Here is a 19279-nt window from a genome sequence, read left to right as displayed (position 1 = left end):
TACGATCTGGGCATGACCGATGACACCCGTAAGAGGCCTGTGCGGGCCGAGCAGGATCTCGCGGAGCCGGCCTACCGGCGCGGTGTCGTCGCCCTCCTCGGGGTGCTGGCGTATGGCGAGCTGGTCGGGTTCCTCACCATCGCCCAGGAGGCGGGTTTCGCGCCGTCGTCGCGCGACAAGGCGACCCTGGCGAAGGTCGCGACCCAGGAGTTCGCGCACTACGAGCGCCTTGCCGAGAGGCTCGAGGAGCTCGACGCCGACCCGCACCAGGCGATGGCGCCGTTCATCCGGGCGGTCGACGACTGGCACCGTCGCGCGACACCCACCGACTGGGTCGAGGCGTTGATGAAGGTCTACGCCGGCAACTCGATCGCGAACGACTTCTACCGCGAGGTGTCCGAGCTGGTCGACCCGCAGTCGCAGCACCTCATGCGTGAAGCTCTGGAGGACGCCGGTCAGGTGGAGTTCGCCGCAGGGGAGTTGCGGCGGGCGATCGCCGCCGACGACAAGGTCGCCGGGCGGCTGGCCCTTTTCGGCCGCCGGCTGATCGGCGAGGCACTGTCCCAGGCGCAGCGTGTCGCGGCCGACAACGACGACCTGATGGGTCTGCTCGTCGATGATGGTTCCGGTTACGGGCTCGACCTGGGGGACTGGATGCACATGTTCACCCGGCTGACCGACGCGCACACCGCGCGGATGGAAGCACTCGGCCTGTCCGCGTAGGGGCGCGGTGGCGTCATACACACGAAGTGCCCCGCAACCTGACCAGGTTGCGGGGCACTTGCCTTGGTGCGGATGAGCGTCAGCGGGCGAGCTGCTTCTTGCCCTGCATGTTGCCGTAGATCGTGATCGCGATGCAGGCCACGATGACGCCGACGATCAGCGGGATCCAGGCGATGCCGTCGTTGTTGTGGTAGCCGATCAAGCTGACGATCAGGCTGGCGATGAACGAAGACAGGATGCCGATCCCGATCGTCATCAACATGGACAGGTTCTGCTTGCCAGGCAGGATCAGCCGGGCGAGTACGCCGATGATGGCTCCGAGGATGATGGCCCCGATGATTGCGCCGATCATGTGCTTCACTCCTTCTGGTCGCGGTCCTGTCGGGAGACGGACCCTGAATGTTGACTGTGCTACACCCTGAGTGAAGCTGCAATGGTTCATGTGGGCGCGCCGTGTATCCGTTCGGTAAATGTCTGGTGGCCGTCGCCGGTGGGTGCAAGGCTCGTATGGCGGTGGGGTGACGTGGAAACCCGGTTGCCGCCGGGAGCCGTGATCGGTCAGGGTCTACCCGGGGCCGATCAGGGTTGAACCGCATAGCGGTCGGATCGTGCTCGGGGGAATAGTCGTTACCGGCACTGCAGTCGACACTGCAGCCACACTGCAGCACATTCAGGATCTCGGGAGGAACCACATGGCCAACCCAGCAGCCGCCCCAGAGGTGGCGCTCGAGGCGCAGGCGCCGCCGGCTGCGGCGGCATACAAGCTGGCGAAGACGTACGGCAAGGGCGAGACCGTCGTGCACGCGTTGCGTGAGGTCTCGGTCGAGTTCGCAGCGGGGGAGTTCACGGCGATCATGGGGCCGTCCGGCTCCGGCAAGTCGACGCTGATGCACTGCCTCGCCGGGCTCGACACGGCGAGTTCGGGCAACGTGCAGATCGGGCCGATCCCGCTGCACGGCCTGAACGACAAGCAGATGACCAAGCTGCGTCGTGACCTGGTCGGCTTCGTCTTCCAGTCGTTCAACCTGGTGCCGACGCTGACCGCGCGGGAGAACATCACGCTGCCCCTGGACATCGCGGGCAAGAAGGTCGACAAGGACTGGATGCAGGCGGTCGTCGAACGTCTCGGGCTCGCCGATCGGCTCGGCCACCGGCCCAGCGAGTTGTCCGGCGGTCAGGTGCAGCGTGTCGCCTGTGCGCGTGCCCTGGTCGCCCGCCCGCAGATCATCTTCGGCGACGAGCCGACCGGCAACCTGGACTCCCGCTCGTCGGCCGAGGTGCTGTCGATCCTGCGCGCGACGGTCGACGACTTCGGTCAGACCGTGGTCATCGTGACCCACGACCCGCGCGCTGCGTCATACGCCGACCGGGTGATCTTCCTGGCCGACGGCCAGATCGTGAACGACCAGCGCGGACTGTCGACCGACGACATCTACGAATACATGAAGCACCTCGACGAGCACGCCCCGGCCCGGTTGGCGGAGCAGTCGCCGGCGTCCGCAGCGGGCGCGCTGCCGGACGGGGAATGAGCGCGATGGCATCCACCATGCGCAAGGTCTCCTTGCGAAATCTCGCGGCGCACAAGTTGCGGCTCGCCCTCACGGTGCTGTCGGTCGTGCTCGGCACGTCGTTCATCGCCGGTGCGCTCATCTTCACCTCGACGATGAGCAACTCCTTCAACGGGATCTTCGACAAGGTCGCCATCGGCGTCGACACCCAGATCAGCCCCAAGACCACCGACACCAACGCGTATGGCGCCGTCGAGAGCCTGGGTGTGCCGGACTCCGTCGTCCAGCAGATCCAGCGCGACAAGGACACGCTCGGTGTCTCGCAGGTCGTGCCCGGCTACCAAGCGGTGATGACGATCGCCGGTTCCGACGGCAAGGCGCTGCCGACCGGTGGTGCTCCGTCGATGGGTTCCACCTGGGTGCCGAAGGACAAGGCGCTCGACCCGGACGGCGCGACGATCCTCCCCGGTGGGAGGGCGCCGCGCGGTCCGCACGAGGCGGTGCTCAACCAGAGCGCTGCCAAGCGCGGCCATCTGAAGGTCGGTGACACGACGCGGGTGCTGGTCTCCGCGGGCAACGCCAAGCCGTTCACCGTGAAGATCGTCGGCCTGGTGGACATGGCCGGTGACACGTCCGGCTACACGGAGATGGACTTCGACGCCGCGACGGCCAAGAAGCTCTTCACCGACGGTGCGCACGCGTCGTCCGTGCAGCTCGGCGCGGCCAAGGGGGTCTCCGCCGAAACCCTGAAACAGCGGATCACCAAGGCGTTCCCCGGTTACAAGGTGCAGACCGGTGACGAGGTCCGTCAGGAGAACAAGGACGCGATCAACTCGTTCCTGCAGATCTTCAACTACATCCTGCTGGCGTTCGCCGCGATCGGCCTGATCGTCGGGACGTTCATCATCTACAACACGTTCTCGATGATCGTCGCCCAGCGGGTGCGCGAGCTGGCGTTGCTTCGCGCGATCGGTGCCGGGCGCGGTCAGGTGATGCGTTCGGTGATGCTCGAAGCGGTCGTGGTCGGCTTCATCGGTTCCGTCATCGGTCTCGCAGTCGGGACCGGACTGGCAGCCGGGTTGCAGGCAGTGTTGTCCAGCACCGGCACCGGGCTGCCCAGTGGCTCGCTCGTGGTCGGCCCCGCTGCGATCATCGCCTGCCTGGTGGTGGGCGTGGTCGTCACGACGATCAGCGCGTTGGCGCCGGCACGTCGTGCGTCACGGGTCGCGCCGGTCGAGGCCATGCGGGAGAGCCAGACCGACGGGTCCGCGTCGCTGCGGGTGCGCACGTTGATCGCCGCGGTGCTCGCCGTCCTGGCGGTCGTCGCACTCGCGATCGGCGCCAGCGGCAAGGGTGGCAACGCGGCGCTGATGGTCGGCCTCGGTGCCGTCCTGACGATCGTCGCGGTCGTGTGCGGTGCGCCCGCGCTCGCGCGGCCGGTGGTCGGCGCACTCGGTGTGGTGCTCGCGAAGCCGTTCGGCAAGCTCGGACAGCTGGCGCGCACCAACGCCATACGAAACCCGCGCCGGACGGCCGCGACGGCCTTCGCGTTGACCCTCGGCCTGATGCTGGTGGCGATCATCGGCACGCTCGGCGCGTCGTTCAAGGGCACTATCGACCGCGCGGTCAACGACGAGGTGAAGGCACCGCTCCTGGCGATCGGCACCGGCAACACCGGCGCCCTGCCACCGACGGTCAGCGACGAGATCCGCAAGGTCGACGGGGTGGCGAGTGTCGTGGCGATCCACGGCGTCAGCGCGACCCTGAACGGCAAGGAGGTCGGCGGCAACTCGCCCGGTGGCGACATGACCAAGGCCGCACACTTCAAGATGATCAAGGGCACCGCGAACCTGCCGCCCAACGGCCTGGTCGCCTCCGACAAGGCGGCCAAGAAGTACCACTGGTCCGTCGGGGACAAGGTCACCTTCAACGGGCGCTTCGGCAAGGACGCCACCGTGCAGGTCGTCGGCATCTACAAGAGTTCGGCTCTGCTGGACCCGTGGCAGATGGGCAGCGCGGCATACAAGAAACTGACGCCGCCCAGCATGCGGGCCGACTTCGTCGACCTCATCCTGCTCAAGGACGGTGCCGACCGCTCGGCCGTGCAGCAGAAGCTCGAGGACATCACGGGCAGCTACCTGACCGTCAAGGTGCAGACCAAGGAAGAGTTCGCCAACTCCTCCGCGCAGCAGATCAACCAGATGCTCGTGGTGCTCTACGGCATGCTCGGCCTGGCCCTGATCATCGCCGTCCTCGGCATCATCAACACGCTGGCGCTGTCCGTCGTCGAACGCAAGCGGGAGATCGGGATGCTCCGTGCGGTCGGGATGCTGCGCAAGCAGGTCCGGCGCACGATCTACCTCGAGTCGGTGCTGATCTCGATCTTCGGGGCGCTGCTCGGCATGGTGCTCGGCGTGATCATCGGCTGGTGCCTCGTGCGGACCTTCCGCGAATGGCTCACCGGCATCGAGCCGGTCGTGCCCTGGGGCACGGTGCTGTTCACGCTGGTCGCCGCCGGTGTCTGCGGTGTGCTGGCCGCCCTGTGGCCGGCCGTCCGTGCAGCGCGCACCAAACCGCTGGAGGCCATCGCGGACGTCTGATTCGCGAGCTGCAGCACAAGCAACGGGCCGGTCATCCCAGTGGATGACCGGCCCGTCCTGCACGAACAATCTCTGCGCTGCGCGCTTCGCGTCGCGACGACGTCCGGATCGGACTCAGCCGACAGCGAGCTCGCGAGCGGCGGCTGAGGCCCGGTCCGTGAGGAGTGCGACCAAAGATTCAGCCTCCGAATTTGATTGTCGGCTTCCTCGCGCTCCGCTCCGGCCGGCGACTTCGCTCGTACCTCGCTGCGCCGCCAACCTGCGCTGCGCGCTTCGTCAGCCTCCGAAACCGACGCGGCCGCGCGTCTCGCTGCCGATGTCGATGTAGCCCAGGGCATTTCCCGGCACGACCACGTGGTGGCCACGCTCATCGGTCAGGACCAGCGGGGTGCCCTTCTCGAGAGCAGTCTCCACCAGCTTCTGGACCTCGTCCGGCGTCTGCTCGGACTCCAGGACGACCTCGCGTGCGACGTGCTGCACACCGATCCGGATCTCCACGTTCAGGCTCCTTGTAGTAGACATCGAGTGGGGCGGTTCACCAATTGGCGTCACTCTACGTCGGACGCCCGACCGCACTGCGACGGGCCGTGGAGCTCAGAGTGTCAGTCGACCTCGGACGCCTCGGGGTGCAGCGGGAAGCCGGCCAGGCCACGCCATACGAGACTCGCGACCAGGCCCTCGGCCTCCTCGCGCGGCACCGTCTGCTGGTGCATCCACGAGCGCGCGACGGTCTGCGACATACCGACGGTTGCCACGCCGAGCAGCAGCGACTTCTCCGGGGGCAGGTCGGTGTCCTCCTGGATGACCTTGGCAACGGCATCGGCGCACTCGGCGCTCATCCTGTCGACACGGCCGGCGACCTCGGGCTCGCCGAGCAGGTCGGATTCGAAGACCAGCCGGAACGCGGCATCCTCGCGCTCGACGAACGAGAAGAAGGTGCGCACGGCGGCGGCGACGCGTTCCTGGTTGTCCTGGGTCGACGCCATCGCGGCGCGCACCAACTCGGGCAGCTCCGCGGTGTGTTGCTCGATCAGTGCGAGGTAGAGGTCGAGCTTGCCCGGAAAGTGTTGGTAGAGAACAGGTTTGCTGACGTGTGCCCGATCGGCGATCTCATCCATCGCAGCCGCGTGGTAGCCGGACTCGGCGAAAACAGACTGCGCAGCCTCCAGCAGTTGTGCTCGTCGAGCCGAGCGTGGCAGTCGTCCTCCGCGGGCTCCCGCGTCCGCAACACTCACTCCAGGTTCCTTTCTGATCAGCGAGGCTCATTCTGCGCCGGCAAGAGCGGCAGCAAGCTGCCGCCATGTCAACGCAGTCCAAGCTCGCTGTGCTTGTTCAGAATCAACTTCATCGCCCGCCAAGACGCTTCCGCTCGGCATACTAGATCGAGACTAGGCTTGGCAACGTGACTTGCCCACAAAGGTTACGCGCCAGTACGCCGAGCAACAGCAACCAGGCCGAGCGATATTCGCGGCATACCTTGCTGCCCGAGGTCGGTGTGGCCGGTCAGCGCAAGCTGGCCGCCGCCCGCGTCCTCGTGGTCGGCGCAGGAGGTTTGGCCGCCCCGGTCGTCTCCTATCTCGCCGGTGCGGGCATCGGCCGGCTGACCGTCATCGACGACGACACCGTCGAGCTGAGCAACCTGCACCGGCAGGTGATCCACCGCACCGCGGACGTCGGTGTGGCCAAGGTCGACTCGGCGGTTCGTGCGGCCGGCGAGCTCAATCCGGACATCGAGGTCGTCGGCGTCGAGCAGCGGTTGACGGCGGACAACGCACTCGAGCTCTTCGCCGATCACGACGTGATCGTCGACGCGACCGACAACTTCGCCACGCGATACCTGGTCAACGACGCCTGCGTGCTGCTCGGACTGCCGCTGGTGTGGTCGTCGATCAACCGGTTCGACGGGCAGGTCACCGTCTGGGGGTATGACGAATCCCCTTGCTACCGCTGCATTTTCCCCACCGCACCACCGCCCGGGATGATCCCTTCGTGTGCCGAGGCGGGCGTCGTGGGGTCGCTTCCCGGCGTCATGGGATCGATCCAGGCCACCGAGACGGTCAAGCTCATCCTCGGCGTCGGCGAGCCGCTGGCCGGCCGGATCCAGGTGCACGACGCACTGGCCGGGACCTGGGCGACCGTGCCGGTCGTGCGTGACCCGGAGTGCGCGGTCTGCGGCGACCATCCGAGCATCACCGTGCTGCGTGACGAAGACGTGTCCTGCGGTCTTCCCGTCCCGGAGCCGGTGCCGACGATCGGTGCGCGCGAGCTGGCCGACCTGATCGAGGCGGGCCGGGCACCGCTGCTGGTCGACGTGCGTAGTTCGGCCGAACGCGACATCGTGACGCTGCCCGGCGGCGACATACATGTGCAGGTGGAGGGTCTGCGCGACGGCAGTGCGCTGGACGCCGTCGCCGACCTTGACGAGGACGCGATCTTCTACTGCCTCAGCGGTATTCGCTCGGCGGAAGCCGTGCGACTGGTCGCCGCTGCCACCGGTGTGCGAGCACGCTCGCTGGCCGGCGGCCTCCATGCCTGGATCGACGAGGTCGACCCGTCCCTGCCTCGCTACTGAGATGACCGTCCACGAACTCCCGGACCTCGCCGACGCGGTGCTCGAAGTGGTCGACGACATCCCGGTGGGAAAGGTCGTCACGTATGGCGACATCGGCAAGGTCGTCGGCGCCGGCCCGCGGCAGGTCGGTGCGGTGATGTCGGAGTACGGCTCGATGGTCCCGTGGTGGCGGGTGCTGCGCGCCGACGGTCGCCCACCGCAGGGGCACGAGGACGAGGCGCTCGCGCGCTACCGCGAGGAGGGCACGCCGCTCAAGGGCACCTTCCTGGACCGGGTCGACCTGCGCCGCGCGCGTTTCACCCTGGACCGACCCCGCCCCTGATCGAGCGGCACACCAACGCATTGAGAGGCACACGAAAACGGGTCAATCACGTGTGCCGCTCGATCCGGATGTGTGCCGGTCAATCGTGGTGGGGTCGCCGGTATGTCGGTCGCGCGTGATGGGATGAGTCGCGTGCTGGAGCTACGACGATCGCCGGACCTGGCGGTGCGACCGCCGGTGCTGGACGATGTGCAACAGGCGGTGTGCGACAGCACCGAGCGAGCGCAGGTCGTGCTGGGTGCGCCCGGCACCGGCAAGACGACTCTCGCGGTCGAGTGTGTCGTGGCGGCGGTGGAGCGCGGCATACGCCCGGACGCGTGCCTGCTGCTGGCGCCGACCCGGCTCGCGGCCGCTGACCTGCGCGACCGGGTGACCGCGCGCCTGCAGCGCACGTCCACCGAGCCGCTGGCCAGGACACATCAGGCACTCGGATTCGGCATCCTGCGCCAGGCTGCGGCGCTGCAGGGTGAGCCCGCGCCGCGGTTGCTCAGCGGCCCGGAGCAGGACGTCGTGCTGCGTGAGTTGCTGGCCGGGCACGAGGCCGGCGACGGCATACCGCCGCAGTGGCCGGAGTTCGTCCATAATGCGTTGCCCACCAGGGGTTTTCGCAACGAACTGCGTGACCTGCTGATGCGCGCCGTGGAGTGGGGACTGACCGCCGACGAGCTGGCCGAGCTCGGCCGTCGGCACGACCATCCCGAGTGGGGGGCGGCCGCGCGGGTGCTCGACGAATACGACCAGGTGACCGCGCTGTCGCGCCCCGGTGCCTTCGACCCGGCGTGGATCCTCAGCGCCGCCGCCGACCTGCTGGAGGCCGACCTCGACGCGCGTGACCGGGTCCAGCGCGCCATCCGGCTGGTGGTGGTCGACGACGCGCAGGAGATCACCCGAGCCGCCGCGCGGCTGCTGCGGCTGGTCGTCGCACCGGACACCCGGGTGGTCCTGATCGGCGACCCCGACGCCGCCGTGCAGAGCTTCCGCGGCGCCGACCCGCTGATGTTCGGGGCGCTCGGTGACCACTTCGGCACGGTCGACCACACGATCCTGTCGGCCGGCCATCGGCAACCCGCCGTGCTGCGGGAGGCCGCCGAGCGGGTGGCCGAGCGCATCGGCGCGGTCGCCGGCGCCGAGCACCGCAGGGTGACCTCGCGACCGGGTGGACGACTCGATGTCGCATTGCTGCGATCGGCGCCGCAGGAGGCCGCGCACATCGCGGCACAGTTGCGCCGGGCACACCTGCTCGACGGGCTGGCGTGGTCGCAGATGGCGGTCATCGTGCGTGGGCAGGGCCGGGCCGGGTCGCTGCGCCGGGCACTCGGCACCGCCGGCGTGCCGGTCAATTCGCCGCCGACCGTGGTGCCGCTGCGTGACGAGCCCGCGGTGCGACCGTTCCTGGCGTTGCTGGAGACCGTCGGCAAGCTGCTGGCCGGCGACCCCGATCCGATCAGTCCGGAGCTCGCGGCCGATGTGCTGACCTCCCCGCTGGGCGGCGCGGACGCGGTCGCGCTGCGGCGGCTGCGTCGCGCGCTGCGCGCCGAGGAGCTGGGCTCGGACGGTTCGCGATCGTCCGACGAATTGCTCGCGGCGTCGGTCGTCGGGTTGCCGTGGCTGGAGTTGCTGGGTCCGGTCGCGGCTCCGGCGGTGCGGGTCGCGGGCGTCATACGAGCGGGGCGGGAGGCGGCGGTCGCTGCCGGGGCGACCGCCGAGACGGTGCTGTGGGCGATGTGGGAGGCAGCCGGCCTGGCAGCCGAGTGGCAGGCCAAGGCGCTCGCCGGCGGCCGCGAGGGGGGCCGGGCCGACAGCCGCCTGGATGCGATCGTCGCGCTCTTCTCCGATGCCGCCGCGTATGTCGACCGTCTCCCCGGCGCCGCGCCGCTGGACTTCCTGGAGCACGTGCGCGGGCAGGACGTGCCGGGTGACCGGCTGGTTGCCTCGGCGCCGACCGACGAGACCGTCGCGCTGCTGACCCCGCAGGCCGCCGCGGGCCGCGAGTGGCAGTTCGTCGTGGTCGCCGGCGTGCAGGAGGGCGTCTGGCCGGACCTGCGACTGCGTGGATCGTTGCTCGGCTCCGAGCGGCTGGTCGATGTGCTCGCCGCACGCGGCGACTCGTGGCGGGCCGCCCAGACGGCCGTGCGGTATGACGAGACCCGGCAGTTCCTGGTCGCGGTCACTCGTGCCGGCGAGCGCCTGCTGGTGACCGCGGTGCGCAACGAGGACGAACAACCCTCGGCATACCTGGACGTCGTGGACCCGCTCGACGTCGCCGATGATCCCGACGCGCTGCGCGACTTCACCGAGGTCGCCCGACCGACGACGCTGTCGGCGGTGGTGGCCGAGCTGCGCCGCGAGCTCGCGGTCGGTGACGACGACATCCGCTCCCGGGCGGCCGGGCAACTCGCCAAGCTCGCCGGGGCCGGGGTCCGCGGTGCCGACCCGCGCGAGTGGTGGGCGTTGCGCGAGCTCACCGACGACCGTCCGCTGCGCGCGCCCGACCAGCTGGTGCAGGTGTCGCCGTCACGGGTCGAGAGCTTCGGCAACTGCTCGCTCAATTGGCTGCTGACGACCGCGGGTGGGGACGGCCCGGACGTCGGCGCGGCGGCGCTCGGCACGCTGGTGCACGAGGTCGCCCAGGAGTTCGGCGACTCCGACCCTGACGCCATGGCCGCAGCACTCGACGAGCGGTGGGCCCGCCTCGGGCTCGGCGACACCTGGGTCTCGGCGCAGAAGCGCGTGACGGCGCACCAGATGCTGCAGCGACTGGTCGGCTACCTCGACGAGGCGAAGGCGCAGGGCTGGGAGCCGGTGGGCGTCGAGATCGACTTCTCGGTGCTCGTCGGCCGGGCCCGCCTGGCCGGGCGGGTCGACCGGCTCGAGCGACGTGCGGGGGAGCTGCGGATCATCGACCTCAAGACGGGCGCATCGAAGCCGTCTGCCGCCGATCTGCCGGCGAACCCGCAGTTGGGCGCCTACCAGGTGGCGGTCGCCGAAGGTGGCTTCAAGGAAGGCAATATCTCCGGCGGCGCCGCGTTGGTGCAGGTCGGCAAGGCGGGCGGCAAGAGCGCGGACACGCAGGTGCAGGCGCCGCTGGCCGAGCAGGAGGACCCGCGCTGGGCCTACGACCTGCTCGCCGAGACCGCCGACGGGATGTCGGGCGCGACGTTCAACGCGCAGGTCAACAAGCGGTGCCGGACGTGTCCGGTGCTGAACAGCTGCCCCTTGCAGCCCGAGGGAGGCCGGCTGTGACCGCCGAAAAGCGTTATTCCGCAATCGGTCTCGCTCAGTCATTGGGCCTTCCGCCGCCCACCGAGGAGCAGGTCGCGGTGACCGAGGCGCCGCCGGACGCACCGTTGCTCGTGGTGGCCGGCGCGGGTTCGGGCAAGACCGAGACGATGGCGGCGCGCGTCGTGTGGCTGGTCGCCAACGGCCACGTCGAGCCCGATCAGGTGCTCGGCCTGACCTTCACCCGTAAGGCCGCCGGGCAGCTGGCCGAGCGCATCGGCCTGCGACTGCGGCGACTGCGTCGCGAGGGCATTTGGCTGCCGACCACCGACGACGGCACGCAGGCGCTGGCCGAGCTGCCGACCGTGCAGACCTACCACTCCTACGCGGGACGGTTGGTCGGCGAGCACGGACTTCGGCTGGGCATCGAGCCGGAGTCACGCCTGCTGTCCGAGGCAGCCGCCTGGCAGCTCGCCTCCGAGGCGGTGCTCGGTTACGACGGGCCGATGGACGAGGTGACCTTCACCGAGGGCAACGTCACCACGGCCGTCGTCAGCCTCGCCGGGGAGCTCGCGGAGCACCTCGTCGGTGTCGATGACCTCATCGCCTACCTCGACCAATACCTCACCGACACAGCGCAATTGCCGGCCGTCGGCACCACGAAGGTGACCGGAGGCGACATGAAGAAGGTCGCTGCCGCGCTGACCGCCCGTCGGCAGGTGGTGCCGATCGTGCAGCGCTACCTGCAACTCAAACGACAGCGGTCGGCGCTCGACTTCGCCGACCAGATGGCGCTCGCCGCCGAGCTGGCGCGCACCTTCCCGGCGCTCAGCGCACTGGAGCGCGGGCGCTTCCGTGCCGTGTTGCTGGACGAGTTCCAGGACACCAGCGAGGCGCAGATGGTGCTGCTCCGGTCGCTGTATGCCGGCATCGATGACGCACCCGGGGAGGACGTGCGGGTGACCGCCGTCGGCGACCCGCACCAGTCGATCTACGGGTGGCGCGGTGCCAGCGCGACGACCCTCGGTTCGTTCCCGCAGCTGTTCGCCGACACCAGTGGACCGGCGAAAGTCCTTCAGTTGTCACGTAGTTGGCGCAACGACAGCAGCATCCTCGCCGCTGCGAACCGCGCCGCATCGCCCCTGCGCGAGGCCAGTGCCGTGCCGGTGGCGACCCTGCAACCCCGGCCCGGTGCCGGAGACGGCGCAGTCACCGCAGCCCGCTTGATCGACCAGGAGGCGGAGGCGGCATACATCGCGGAGTGGATCGACGAGCGGCACACCCGACCCGACGGGGAGTGGACCAAACGCACGGCGGCGGTGCTGTGTCGCAAGCGCTCGCAGTTCACCGCGGTGGTCGAGGCGCTGCGCGACCGCAACCTTCCGGTCGAGGTCGTCGGTGTCGGTGGCCTGCTGACCACACCCGAGGTCGCCGACATCGTGAGTTTGCTGTGGGCAGTACAGGATCCGACGCGCGGTGACCAGTTGATGCGCTTGTTGACAGGTCCCTTGATGCGCCTCGGTGCGGCCGATCTCGACGGCTTGGGGGAGTGGGCGCGCACGCTGGAACGCCGCGACCGTCCGAAACCGGCGGAGGACGCCGGCGACGGACGGACCCGGCAGGACATCTCCGCCGAGACCCGTGACCGGCCCTCGATCATCGAAGCCCTCGACGAGTTGCCCGACCCCGACTGGCAGGGCCCCGCCGGCCAACGGCTCAGCCTGCTCGCACTGGAGCGGCTCGCCGGCCTGCGTGACGAGATCCGGCGGTTGCGATCGATGACCGGGTTGCCGCTGAGCGAGCTGGTGGTGGAAGCCGAGCGAGCGCTCGCGCTCGACATCGAAGTGCTCGCACGGCCCGGTCAGACCCCCGACACCGCGCGGGTGCACCTCGACGGATTTGCAGAAGTGGCAGCGGGATTCGCTGCATCCTCGGATCGTCCGACACTGGGTGGATTCCTGGCCTGGCTGGCTGCCGCCGAGCGTGAGGAGCGCGGCCTCGACCGGCCCTACCTCGAGGCGGAGCCACGTGCGGTGCAGGTGCTGACCGTCCACGCGGCCAAGGGCCTGGAGTGGGACATCGTCGCGGTGCCGGGCCTGGTCGAGGGCACCTTCCCGGCCCATTCGGGTGTGGTGGGGTGGAGCGCCGACTACGGCGGCTGGAAGATCAGCGCGAAGGGTGTCCCCGGTGATCCGGCGACCTGGGCCATCAACGCCTCGGAGTGGATCGGCGGGCTCGACGGACTGCCGTTCGACCTGCGCGGCGATGCCGACGGCCTGCCGCAGCTGCGCTGGGCGGAGGCGACCGACGCGCGGGAGCTGCGGGACGCGATCAACGAATTCAAAGCGGCTGCAGGCGAACACAGCCTCGACGAGGAACGCCGCCTCGCCTACGTCGCCTTCACGCGGGCCCGCTCCGAGCTGCTGCTGACTGCCTCGGTGTGGGCAGCGGCAAGCACACCGCGGATCACCTCGCGCTACCTGAGTGAGCTCGTCGACGCGGGGCTCGTGCAGCAACAGGCATGGGAGCCGATGCCCGAGCCGAGGCCGGGGGAGACCAAGGTCGCGGACCCCCGCGGCGACGCGGACTCAGCCCTCAGCTGGCCGACCGACCCGATGGCCGCCAGACGGGCGGACCTGGCCGATGGCGTGGCACGGGTCTCGGACGCGCTGAGCGCGGGAGTGACCCAGGAACTGCTCCCGCTGGACGACCGGGAGCAGGAGATCGAGCTCCTGCTGCGGGAGCGCGACCGCTCCCGCACACGCGGCATCGGAGCGGTCCTGCTGCCGCGGCACCTGTCGGCGTCCGCCGTCGTGTCCCTGGCCGACGATCCCGAGGAGTTCACCCGTCGGCTCCGGCGCCCGATGCCGTCGCCGCCGGCACTGGCAGCGCGTCGTGGCACGGCGTTCCACGCCTGGATCGAGCAGCACTACGCACAGGCGGCGCTGGTCGATGTCCTGGCGCTGCCCGGTGCCGCCGATGAGGATGCCGACGACGGCGCCGACCTGGAGGTGCTCAAGGAACGATTCCTGGCCTCGGATTGGGCGGCCCGCTCCCCGGAGGAGATCGAGGTCTCCGTCGAGACGTGGATCGACGGCATCTCGGTGCGCGGCCGCATCGACGCGGTCTTCGCCCGTGATGGCGGCGGTTACGTCATCGTCGACTGGAAGACCGGCGCCCGGCCGTCCGGGGCCGCCATGCGCGCGCGGGTGTTGCAGCTCGCGGCATACCGGCTGGCGTTCGCACGACTCCGTGACGTGTCGACAGACCAGGTCGACGCGGCGTTCTACTACGCCGCGACCGGTGACACGGTGTGGCCGGAGCTGCCCGATGACGACGCGATCTCCGCTCTGCTGCAACAGATCCCGGGCTGATGCTCGGTCAGGAGGACGAGGGCTTCCCGTCATCCTCCCCGGCCGCGGCATCCGTGGTTGACTCCGCATCCGCGTCGATCGGATAACTCGACGGCTCGGGCTCCTCGTCGGCCGGAACCTCGGCCGGTTCGTCGGCCGGTTTGTCGGCTGCATCGTCCGCTACCGGCTCCTCGGCAACCTTCTCGCGCGGGGCGACCGGGATCTCGACCGTCTCGTCGTCGGACCCGGCGTCCTCGAACTCGACGACCTCGATGTCGTCGGGGTCGACGGCGGGGACCGGCGACTGCGCGGCCGGCTCCGGTAGCTTGCGGCGGCCGGGTGCAGGCGGCAGCAGCGAGTCGTCATCGCGCATCGCCTCGTCCAGTCGGCTCAGTGCGGCCGTGCGCCGCGCGATCAGGTCGCCGTCGTTGCTGGTGACGGCGTCCATGAGCGCGTTGACCCGCTGCAACTCCGCCGCCAGGTGCACGCGGCGTTCGAGGTGGGGATCGATCGAGTCGCGCCGGGCACCGGCGTAGGCCTCGAGCACGGTGTCGAACGCGGCGGGTTCGGCCAGCACCGACAGGACCGCGAAATCGGCGGCGGGGTCGGACACACCCGCCTGCTCCCAGCCGGTCATCGCCACGACCCTGCCGTCATCGACCAGCACATGGGATCCCTCGAGCGGTCCGTGCACTGTGCATGTCGCGAACTTCCACAGCCCGATCTCCTCGAGCGCGCGCTCCCACCGGGACAGCAGCCCGGAGGGCACGTACCCGGTGGCCGCGGCCCGGTCGAGGGTCGCCAGCCGCCGGGCGCGATAGGCATCGGCGTCGTATGTCGGCAACCCCGCCTCCTCCACGGCGCGCGGATCGGTGTCGTGGAGCGCGGCCAGCGCCTGGCCGATGCTGCGTGCCATGGCCGAGCCGGGTTGCAGCTCCCGCCATACCAGCGGATTGCCGGGCAGGCGGGTCTGGACGGACACGACCGTGCCGTCGTCGGAGGTGGCAACGCCCTCGATCCGTGGCACCGCGAAGGGCACCCGGGTGGCCAACAGGCGCAGCAGGCCGTCGGACTGCTCCATCTGGGCACCGGCCGCGGTGCTCCGCCCGGCGCGCACGACCCACTCCGCGCCGTCGGCAGTGGTCACATACGCGACCTGGAAGCGATCGTCCTGTGCGGTCGCGGTCCCTTGGACCGTCACCGGGCGGAAATGTGGGACGGCGGCGGTGGCGAGGGCGGCGAGGGTCAACGGACTGCGGAGCACGGCCCCACGGTAAGCCGAAGCGAGCGCATAACCTGGATGGCGTGCCCGCAGCTTCGCAAACTGGTTTCGATCTGGTCCTCGACAGTTCCGCCCTCGACCGCCGCTCCGCGCGGCGTCGCGACCCCGCACTGATCTCCTCACTCCTGAGCCGGCCGTCCACCGCCGTCCTGGATGTGTATGGCGACAGGCTGCCCAACACCGGTGACGGCAACCGGCTCCACTACCGCGCCCCGGAGCCGGCAGACGTCGACGAACTCGTGGTCTACCTCGGCCAGATCGGCGATCGCGAGGTGCTGGCCGTGCTGCGGGACGACGACGACGAGGTCCCGGCGGAGGGCCTGCGGCATCTCGGTATGCGGCTGCACACGGACGACATACCGATCGCGTTGACCGCCACCGGCATCGGCCGCTGGCACGCGGTGCACGGCTTCTGCCCCAAATGCGGCAGTGCGACGCGCGTCACCGAGGCCGGTTGGGCCCGGCACTGCGATGGCTGCGGCCGCGACCACTATCCGCGCACCGACCCGGCGGTGATCATGTCGGTGATCGACGCCGACGACCGGCTCCTGCTGGCACGGGGCCGGAACTTCGCCGGCAACGGTATGTCGGTGCTGGCTGGTTTCGTGGAGCCCGGCGAGTCGCTCGAGACCGCCGTCGCTCGCGAAGTCATGGAGGAGGTCGGGGTGTCCGTCGTCGACGCGCAGTTCCTCGGCGATCAGTCATGGCCGTTCCCGGCCTCGCTGATGGTCGGTTACACCTGCCGCGCGACGAGCACCGAGCTCACGCTCGACCCGGAGGAGATCGCCGCCGCCCGGTGGTTCACCCGTCCGGAGCTGGCCGCCGCCGTCGCCGGCGGTGAGGTGCGCCTGTCTGCGCGGCTGTCGATCGCACGGCACCTGATCGAGCACTGGTATGGCGGGCCGATCGACCAGCCCGATGACGGCTCCCTGTTGCGGCAGCGGTCGTCATGACGATCGCCGACGACGTCCTGGACGGCCTCGACCCCGAGCAACGACAGGTCGCGAGCAACCCGCTCGGGCCCATGTGTGTGCTCGCCGGTGCCGGCACCGGCAAGACCCGGGCGATCACCCACCGCATCGCCTATGGCGCGCACTCCGGCGCCTACCGGCCCGACCGGGTGCTCGCCGTGACGTTCACGGCGCGGGCTGCGGGGGAGATGCGCACCCGGCTGCGCGGCCTCGGCCTGCCGACGGTCCAGGCGCGCACCTTCCACGCGGCGGCGCTGCGTCAGCTGCGGTATTTCTGGCCGCAGGCGATCGGCGGTCCGCTGCCACAGATCCTGAAGCACAAGGCCCCCGTGGTCGGCGAGGCCGGCGCGCGACTGCGCCTGCAGCTGGACCGCGTCGTGATCCGCGACCTCGCCGCCGAGATCGAGTGGGCCAAGGTCTCGATGCTGACGCCGGAGACCTACCGCGCCGCGGCGGCAAAGGCCGGCCGGTCCCCGGCGGAGCTCGACCTCACCGCGATGGCGCGTCTCTGGGAGACCTACGAGGAGGTCAAGTCCGCACGCGACGTCATCGACTTCGAGGACGTGATCCTGCTGATGGCCGGCGTGCTGGCCGAGCGTGACGACATCGCGGCGACCGTGCGCGGCCAATACCGCCACTTCGTGGTCGACGAATACCAGGACGTCAACGCCGCGCAGCAGGCGCTGCTGGACCTGTGGGTGGGCGACCGTCCGGACCTGTGTGTCGTCGGTGACCCGGCGCAGACCATCTATTCGTTCACCGGTGCCTCGCCGCGTCACCTGCTCGACTTCGCGAGCCGCCGGCCCGGCACGCAGACGGTTCGGCTGGTTCGCAACTACCGCTCCACACCGCAGGTCGTCGACCTCGCCAACCTCGTCCTGCAGGCCGGCACGCGGCACGCGGAGACGGTGCGGTTGCAGGCCCAGCGCGACGGTGGTCCGGCGCCGGTGCTCAGCCAGTTGTCCGACGACGACGCCGAGGCGGCATACGTCGCCCAGGAGATCGGCAAGCTGCTGAAGCAGGGCGTGCCGGCCAGCGAGATCGCCGTCCTCTATCGCATCAACGCCCAGAGCGAGGCCGTGGAGCAGGCGCTGTCCGCTGCCGGCATCCCCTACCTCGTGCGCGGCGGCGAACGCTTCTTCCAGCGCGACGAAGTCCGAAAAGCGTTGGTGTTGCTGCGCGGTGCGGTGCGCAGCGATGACGCGAGCGTCGCGCTGAGCAAGCTGGTCAGCGACATCGTGACCGGCGCCGGCTGGTCCCCGCAGCGACCGTCCGGTGGTGCGGTCCTCGAGCGCTGGCAGTCCCTCAACGCGCTCGTCGAGCTGGCCGACGACATGGGCAGTGCCGACGAGAGCTTCCGGCTGCGTGAGCTGGTCGACGAGCTCGATCGGCGCGCGGCCGAGCAGCATGCGCCGACCGTCGAGGGCGTCACGCTCGCCTCGTTGCACGCCGCCAAGGGCCTGGAGTGGGACGCCGTGCTGCTCATCGGGTGTTCGGACGGCCTGCTGCCGATCTCCATGGCCGAGGGCCCGCAGGCGATCGAGGAGGAGCGCCGTCTGCTGTATGTCGGGCTGACCCGCGCGCGCAAGCACCTCCTGCTCAGCTGGGCCGCGGCGCGCAACCCCGGCGGCCGCGCATCCCGGCGCCCGTCACGTTTCCTCGACGCCGCGGCCGCGGTGCTCGGTCCGGGCGCACGCAGCGCGCCGAAGACCCGCTCCGGCGCCGTCCCGAAGAAGCCCGCCAAGCCCAAGACCTGCCGCACCTGTGGCGCGACCCTGGACACCGCCTCCGAGCGCAAGATCGGCCGGTGTGCGGACTGTCCGGCGACCTATGACGAGGCGCAGTTCGAGGCCCTGCGGGCGTGGCGACTCGAAGTCGCCACCCGCGCCAAGGTGCCGGCGTTCGTCGTCTTCACCGACGCGACCCTGATCGCCATCGCCGAGAGCCGGCCGAGCGACATCGCCGGGCTGGCCGGCGTCTCCGGCGTGGGCAAGCACAAGCGCGACACCTACGGCGACGCCGTGCTCTCCGTCCTCGACGGTGCAGACCCGGTCGCGGCGGCCGCGGAGTGTGTCGCGGCGCAGGGCAGCGCCTGAGCACCCGGCGCGAGCACCCCGTCTGAGCACCTGGCCCGGGCCTGCCCAGCCGGCCGCGGGCTGGCGCCATACAAATTTCTGTGGCCGAATCTCGTTGTGGTGCAAGCTTTTTCGTTGATGGAGAGAATCCTGCAAAGAATTCTCGTTAATTCAGTTGCGGGGTGCATATGCACCCCGTAACCTGTTGGATGTTCAGCTCGCGCGCCCAGGCGGCGCGACGAGGTCCGCGAAAGCGAGAGGAGGGGTTCGACGTGGGAAACATTCAGATGACGCAGCCGTGTGACGAGCACGCCGCGATGACGTCTGCCCTTCCGATGGTGACCAGTGTTCACCTCGCTGCCTCCCGCGGTCGGGTCCAGGGGATCAGTGCGTTCGCCGCCGGCAGCATCAATGGCATCAATGGCCTGGTCGTGCGCGAGCGCTCCGTCGACGGCTCCGCCGTCAGCGCGATTGACGCCACCGATCTCGGCCTCATGCGCGATGTCCAGACCTACAACTCCAAGTTTGCCGGCGGTGTCCGGCGTTCCGTCCTTGCAAGGCCACCCGTCTGATTCAGACGACAAGGTCCTCATCGAAGGCCGCGGAACCCGACACCAGGGTCCGCGGCCTTTTTGTGTCGCGGGCTTCCATCAC

Annotated in this window: 14 protein-coding genes; 10 read left to right on the top strand and 4 right to left on the bottom strand. The window is 69.8% G+C overall.

Annotation, left to right across the window (positions count from 1 at the left end; all coding sequences use genetic code 11):
* Positions 1 to 12 precede the first annotated feature (12 nt).
* The gene (locus tag VG502_RS03960; RefSeq protein WP_325548725.1) at positions 13 to 723 is read left to right on the top strand and encodes a ferritin-like fold-containing protein; all 711 of its coding nucleotides are present in this window, start codon (positions 13 to 15) and stop codon (positions 721 to 723) included.
* 79 nt (positions 724 to 802) lie between these two features.
* Here the strand turns inward: VG502_RS03960 and VG502_RS03955 are convergent, their stop codons facing one another.
* On the bottom strand, positions 803 to 1075 hold the full coding sequence (locus VG502_RS03955) for a GlsB/YeaQ/YmgE family stress response membrane protein (RefSeq protein WP_325548724.1): 273 nt from the start codon (positions 1073 to 1075) through the stop codon (positions 803 to 805).
* A 340-nt stretch (positions 1076 to 1415) separates the two neighbouring features.
* Here VG502_RS03955 and VG502_RS03950 point away from each other — a divergent pair, with 340 nt between their 5' ends.
* Entirely contained in the window at positions 1416 to 2252 is an 837-nt protein-coding gene (locus tag VG502_RS03950) for an ABC transporter ATP-binding protein (RefSeq protein ID WP_325548723.1), read from the top strand.
* A 5-nt stretch (positions 2253 to 2257) separates the two neighbouring features.
* Positions 2258 to 4831, top strand: a complete 2574-nt coding sequence (locus VG502_RS03945; protein ID WP_325548722.1) for an ABC transporter permease — start codon at positions 2258 to 2260, stop codon at positions 4829 to 4831.
* A gap of 276 nt (positions 4832 to 5107) precedes the next feature.
* Here the strand turns inward: VG502_RS03945 and VG502_RS03940 are convergent, their stop codons facing one another.
* Together VG502_RS03940 and VG502_RS03935 are read right to left on the bottom strand one after the other, a co-directional pair.
* Positions 5108 to 5329, bottom strand: coding sequence for a DUF3107 domain-containing protein (locus VG502_RS03940; protein ID WP_325548721.1), 222 nt, complete (start codon positions 5327 to 5329; stop codon positions 5108 to 5110).
* A gap of 104 nt (positions 5330 to 5433) precedes the next feature.
* Positions 5434 to 6066, bottom strand: coding sequence for a TetR/AcrR family transcriptional regulator (locus VG502_RS03935; protein ID WP_325548720.1), 633 nt, complete (start codon positions 6064 to 6066; stop codon positions 5434 to 5436).
* A gap of 167 nt (positions 6067 to 6233) precedes the next feature.
* On the opposite strand from VG502_RS03935, the gene moeB reads away from it, so the two are divergent.
* The 4 genes from moeB to VG502_RS03915 all read left to right on the top strand — a co-directional run bounded on the left by moeB (position 6234) and on the right by VG502_RS03915 (position 14318).
* Complete coding sequence (gene moeB / locus VG502_RS03930; protein ID WP_325548719.1) at positions 6234 to 7403, top strand: molybdopterin-synthase adenylyltransferase MoeB; 1170 nt, start codon at positions 6234 to 6236, stop codon at positions 7401 to 7403.
* Position 7404: 1 nt separating this feature from the next.
* On the top strand, positions 7405 to 7725 hold the full coding sequence (locus VG502_RS03925) for an MGMT family protein (RefSeq protein WP_325548718.1): 321 nt from the start codon (positions 7405 to 7407) through the stop codon (positions 7723 to 7725).
* A gap of 72 nt (positions 7726 to 7797) precedes the next feature.
* A complete protein-coding gene (locus tag VG502_RS03920) occupies positions 7798 to 10968 on the top strand; it encodes an ATP-dependent helicase (protein ID WP_325548717.1) in 3171 nt (1056 codons plus the stop codon).
* The gene (locus tag VG502_RS03915; protein ID WP_325548716.1) at positions 10965 to 14318 is read left to right on the top strand and encodes an ATP-dependent helicase; all 3354 of its coding nucleotides are present in this window, start codon (positions 10965 to 10967) and stop codon (positions 14316 to 14318) included. Before VG502_RS03920 ends, VG502_RS03915 begins: the two co-directional genes overlap by 4 nt.
* A 7-nt stretch (positions 14319 to 14325) precedes the next feature.
* Here VG502_RS03915 and VG502_RS03910 read toward each other — a convergent pair whose 3' ends face one another.
* Positions 14326 to 15561, bottom strand: a complete 1236-nt coding sequence (locus VG502_RS03910; protein WP_325548715.1) for a phosphotransferase — start codon at positions 15559 to 15561, stop codon at positions 14326 to 14328.
* A gap of 41 nt (positions 15562 to 15602) precedes the next feature.
* Here VG502_RS03910 and nudC point away from each other — a divergent pair, with 41 nt between their 5' ends.
* From nudC to VG502_RS03895, 3 genes are all read left to right on the top strand, one after another.
* On the top strand, positions 15603 to 16532 hold the full coding sequence (nudC, locus tag VG502_RS03905) for an NAD(+) diphosphatase (RefSeq protein WP_325548714.1): 930 nt from the start codon (positions 15603 to 15605) through the stop codon (positions 16530 to 16532).
* Positions 16529 to 18646: an ATP-dependent DNA helicase UvrD2 gene (locus VG502_RS03900; RefSeq protein WP_325548713.1), complete on the top strand. Its 2118-nt coding sequence runs from the start codon at positions 16529 to 16531 to the stop codon at positions 18644 to 18646. Before nudC ends, VG502_RS03900 begins: the two co-directional genes overlap by 4 nt.
* Positions 18647 to 18897: 251 nt before the next feature.
* Positions 18898 to 19197, top strand: a complete 300-nt coding sequence (locus tag VG502_RS03895; RefSeq protein WP_325548712.1) for a hypothetical protein — start codon at positions 18898 to 18900, stop codon at positions 19195 to 19197.
* The last annotated feature ends 82 nt before the right edge of the window (positions 19198 to 19279 follow it).

The organism is Flexivirga sp. (genome assembly GCF_035551235.1).
Taxonomy (GTDB): domain Bacteria; phylum Actinomycetota; class Actinomycetes; order Actinomycetales; family Dermatophilaceae; genus Flexivirga.
This window is presented reverse-complemented; position numbering and strand designations above follow the sequence as displayed.